Below are 4,023 nucleotides of genomic sequence, written 5' to 3'. Positions count from 1 at the left end.
GTGGCAGGAGTAGTAGCGGCAATTAGCGGTGGTTTATTCGTTATCACATTGCGTTTTGTAAATACGACGGTATTTTCAATTGAAATGACGCTAAACGCATTATTGATGACAATGATCGGGGGAGTAGGAACGTTAATCGGAGCAATCGCTGGAGCTGGGATTATTGAATCACTGAAATACTATTTATCAGAACTAGCGACGGAGTATCCGATTTTTGAAAGATGGACGATTATACTTGGTTTATTATATATTATCGTGCTACTAGTTTTTCCAAAAGGATTAGTTGGAACGATTAAGAAGTTGAAGAATTTTAAAAGGGGTAAGAAGGAGAAGAGTGCAGGGGTGGAGCAGAACGTGTGAAATGTATGAATCATGAGGGAAGTCTTCAAGATGAAAAGGGATGTCCTAGTAGTTGAACATTGTAACTAGGTAACATCCCTTTTTATTTTATTAAGCCGTACGATAGTATATGAAGTTATATTAGCGATTCGAAAAGGGATATCTATTTACCCGTAAAATACGACAAGTGTAGCCTCTTTATTAATTAAATAGTTCACCTGGAATCGCTTTTTCTAAGTCTCGAGTTGTAAAGAAGTTAATAGATAGTTTTTCTATGGGCACACCTTCAATCGGTGCTAATTTATCATTTTTCATCGGTAAAAAAGCTATCCCATTTCCCTCAACAATAAATTCTTCAATAAGCGAATAAGAATCCAACTGTTGAAGTTGATGCTGAGATAGATTGTTTTCTTTTAGAAATTGTATTGTCATATTTCTAAAAGGGCACTTTTTGTCGTTACTAACAAAGAAAAGTTCTTTTGAAAAGTCAATGGTACACTGTTCTTTCGCTTTTAATAAGCCTACAGAAATTGAAGTGGTGAATACTTTTTTAAACGCTGCGTCAGGATAAACCTCATAAGTTATGACCATATCAACTTTTTGTTGCTGTAGTAGTTTTTGTAAATGGCTACTACTTTCTATATATATTTGATAATTCCTGAAATTTTCTTTAATACGCATACTTAAATAATTAGTTAAAATAGATTGTGACGTCGCTATTCGATAAGATGTACAACTCATTTTAATTTCATTTTTTGCTTCTTCTAATAAAGTTAATATTTTGCTAGTGTAATCTAATAAAATTTCACCTGAAGGTAACAGTGAAACCCCTTTGTTATCTCTATGTAGTAAAGCTGTTTCTAATTCTTGTTCTAATTTTTTGATTCGCTCAGTTACATTTGGTTGAACATAACCTAACTCTTTAGCAGCTTTACTAATAGAGCCCTCATTCGCTACAGTTTTAAATATGATAAGATCATTTATTTCCATTCATTTCAGCCCCTTATACGGTATCATTATAAATGATACCAAGCATAATTTATACCTATTTTACACCGATCCAACATCGATTTATCATTATGTATATAATATCGAAAGTGAGTGATAAACATGATTGGAATGCAATATAAGGTCATATTGCCAAAGGATTATGACATGGAGATTATTAGGCAAAGGGTAAAGGCTAATGGGTATAAAACAGATGGTTTTCAAGAACTGAATTTTAAAGCCTATTTAATTGCTGAGGCAGGTAAGAATGAAAATTTATATAATTGTTACGCTCCATTATATATTTGGAATAACCATGAAGGGATGAATAAATTTATCTTTGAGGGCTATTACGATAATATTTTAGACTCATTTGGATGGCAACAAATTAATATTGGTGTTCCTTTAGTTGTTAATCTAAGTGATGATTTTAAGAAAAGTAGATATGTTGTTGAATATGCGGGAAGTATTTCTCAAAGTAAATCATTGATTGGGACTCAATTAAATACAATGAACGAAAATGTACAAAATACAGAAAAGTGTTTAGGTAATGTAATAGTTTATAATCCAGATAAATGGGGTTATAGTCAATTCAATTTTTATAATGAGAAGCCTGAAATAGATGTAATGGACAATGTTACAATATATGAGATTTTACACATTTCACAATAAAATCTTCTTGAATGCCAAAATAAGAAAAAGGAATGAGAATATATGCCTTTTGTAAACGTTTATTATCCTGAAAATATATTAAATAAAGAAACGTTGAAAAAGATAAGTGAATGTATTCATCTGTCATTAATTGATTATTTTAACATCCCTGAAAATGATTATTTTCAAATGTTTTTACCTTATCGACTAAACGAATTTTTTTATAATCCATATTATTTGTTAGAGCAAGAAGAAAAGAGAACAGAGAACATAATGCATGTTTCTATTACATGTGGACCAGGAAGAACGATAAAGCAGAAAAGAGAGTTATATCAATCGATATCACACGAAATATCTGAATGTTCGAACATCGGTAGCGCTGATATTTTTATTACACTAAATGAGACAGCTGCTGAAAACTGGTCATTTGGTCAAGGGGTGGCACAACTAGTGAAGAGGAAGGGGGAGTAAAATGATGAATGAACCAATTGAATTTTATATTCAAAAGAAAATGAGAGAAATGGCACCTGCATTTGCTCATTATAGTGAAGAAATATTGTTTGAAGAAGTGTGGCGGGATGCCACTTTAACATTAAGAGAAAGAAGCTTATGTACATTGTCGGTACTAATCAGTCTTGGTAATACAGAACAATTACCATTTCATCTGAAGCTAGCTAAACAAAATGGGATGATGGAGAATGAATTAGTTGCATTAATAACACATATGGCTTTTTACGTTGGTTGGCCAAAAGCTGTGGCAGCTTTAAATATAGCAATGAGTGAAATGGAAAGTTAAGAATAATGATTTCGGGAGGTATTTTTAACATATTTCTACTTGCATTACTATCACTTGAGTGGTAAAGTGATAGTGAGATCAACGCTAGGAAGTGATGAAACATGCGTGAAAATACGATAGGATCGTTAATCTGGTTACGTTTAATACGGTTTACGAACCAAAGTAATCAGATGTCAAATGAGTTTTTGAAACGTTTTGATTTGACGACAGCTCAATTTGATGTACTTATGCAAATACGGATTTATCAGCCCCTTACACAAATGGAGTTAGCCGAAAAAGTTACTGTGACGCAAGGTGGTATTTCTAGAATGTTAACACGTCTTGAAAAAGAAGAGTATATAGTACGTAAACAAGATTGGAAAACGAAAATGATTAGCCTTACTGAGAAGGGTGAAGCAGTATTAGAAGGAGCATTGCCAGAGCAACTTGCATTCCAATCATCCTTTTTTGATGATGTATTAGATGAGGAAGAACAGAAAATACTATACGCGTTAATGACAAAAGTTCATAAGCATAGTGAAAAAAAAGAATTACCACATGAGTAATTTTTTTTACACTATCAATTGACTAAYCAAGTGATGGTTAGAGGAGGAAATATTATGTATACAATTCCAGGGCATCACCACATTTCTATGGTGACAAAAAATGCGAAAACAAATAATGATTTTTATCAAAAAGTATTAGGATTACGCCGAGTGAAAAAGACAGTCAATCAAGATAATCCATTTATGTATCATTTGTTTTATGGCGATTTAACAGGGAGTGCTGGAACTGAATTATCATTTTTTGAAATGCCGAATGTAGGAAGAACAATCCGTGGTACAAATGCAATAACACAAATAGGCTTGCTCGTACCTTCAATAGAAAGTCTTACATTTTGGAAGAGACGTTTTGAGTCGCTCCAGGTGGAGCATGGGGAGATTACAACTTACGCCGGAAGAGACGCACTGCACTTTGAAGATCCAGATGGCCTACGGTTAGTGCTGTTAAATAATAAAGGTGAAGAGGTGCCTGAATATTGGACTGGATGGGATGAATCTTCTATAGAGCAGAATCATCGTATTTTAGGTATGGGAACAGTTGAAATGACAGTGCGCAGTTTAAATAAATTATCAAAAATATTAACAGGCTTGTTTAGTTATAAAGAAGTATCTCGTTCAGACGATGAGGGGATTTATCAATCTATTGCTGGTCAATCTTTTGGAGAAATTTTGGTGAAACAGCAAGTGGGAGAGAGTGAAAGACCTGGA

General features: G+C 33.3%; 7 protein-coding genes. 6 read left to right on the top strand and 1 reads right to left on the bottom strand.

All coding sequences use genetic code 11. The annotated features are described in order from the left end of the window. Positions 1-360: ABC transporter permease subunit (locus AC1DTM_RS19540; RefSeq protein WP_477000687.1), on the top strand; the 360-nt coding region annotated here is incomplete at its 5' end. 180 nt (positions 361-540) lie between these two features. Here the strand turns inward: AC1DTM_RS19540 and AC1DTM_RS19535 are convergent. Next, entirely contained in the window at positions 541-1,329 is a 789-nt protein-coding gene (locus tag AC1DTM_RS19535) for a LysR family transcriptional regulator (RefSeq protein ID WP_016104552.1), read from the bottom strand. 120 nt (positions 1,330-1,449) lie between these two features. Between AC1DTM_RS19535 and AC1DTM_RS19530 the strand changes: the two genes are divergently transcribed. The 5 genes from AC1DTM_RS19530 to AC1DTM_RS19510 all read left to right on the top strand — a co-directional run. After that, positions 1,450-1,998 carry a DUF4865 family protein gene (locus AC1DTM_RS19530; RefSeq protein WP_016104553.1) on the top strand — a complete coding sequence of 183 codons (549 nt, stop codon included), beginning with the start codon at positions 1,450-1,452 and terminating at the stop codon, positions 1,996-1,998. A gap of 42 nt (positions 1,999-2,040) precedes the next feature. Continuing rightward, positions 2,041-2,448: a tautomerase family protein gene (locus AC1DTM_RS19525; protein ID WP_016104554.1), complete on the top strand. Its 408-nt coding sequence runs from the start codon at positions 2,041-2,043 to the stop codon at positions 2,446-2,448. 1 nt (position 2,449) lies between these two features. Continuing rightward, complete coding sequence (locus tag AC1DTM_RS19520; protein ID WP_016104555.1) at positions 2,450-2,773, top strand: carboxymuconolactone decarboxylase family protein; 324 nt, start codon at positions 2,450-2,452, stop codon at positions 2,771-2,773. A 101-nt stretch (positions 2,774-2,874) separates the two neighbouring features. Continuing rightward, positions 2,875-3,318, top strand: a complete 444-nt coding sequence (locus AC1DTM_RS19515; protein ID WP_002158279.1) for a MarR family winged helix-turn-helix transcriptional regulator — start codon at positions 2,875-2,877, stop codon at positions 3,316-3,318. A 54-nt stretch (positions 3,319-3,372) separates the two neighbouring features. After that, positions 3,373-4,023, top strand: a 651-nt coding sequence (locus tag AC1DTM_RS19510; RefSeq protein ID WP_477000686.1) for a VOC family protein, incomplete at its 3' end; no start/stop codon positions are given.

This window comes from Bacillus sp. P4_D3 (assembly GCF_056401855.1).
Note: the sequence above shows the minus strand (reverse complement) of the source record. Positions and strands in the feature narration are given on the sequence as shown.

Coding starts and splice junctions, on each gene's coding strand:
- AC1DTM_RS19535 (WP_016104552.1), bottom strand. CDS start 1,329: ATGGAAATAAATGATCTTATCATATTTAAAACTGTAGCGAATGAGGGC.
- AC1DTM_RS19530 (WP_016104553.1), top strand. CDS start 1,450: ATGATTGGAATGCAATATAAGGTCATATTGCCAAAGGATTATGACATG.
- AC1DTM_RS19525 (WP_016104554.1), top strand. CDS start 2,041: ATGCCTTTTGTAAACGTTTATTATCCTGAAAATATATTAAATAAAGAA.
- AC1DTM_RS19520 (WP_016104555.1), top strand. CDS start 2,450: ATGATGAATGAACCAATTGAATTTTATATTCAAAAGAAAATGAGAGAA.
- AC1DTM_RS19515 (WP_002158279.1), top strand. CDS start 2,875: ATGCGTGAAAATACGATAGGATCGTTAATCTGGTTACGTTTAATACGG.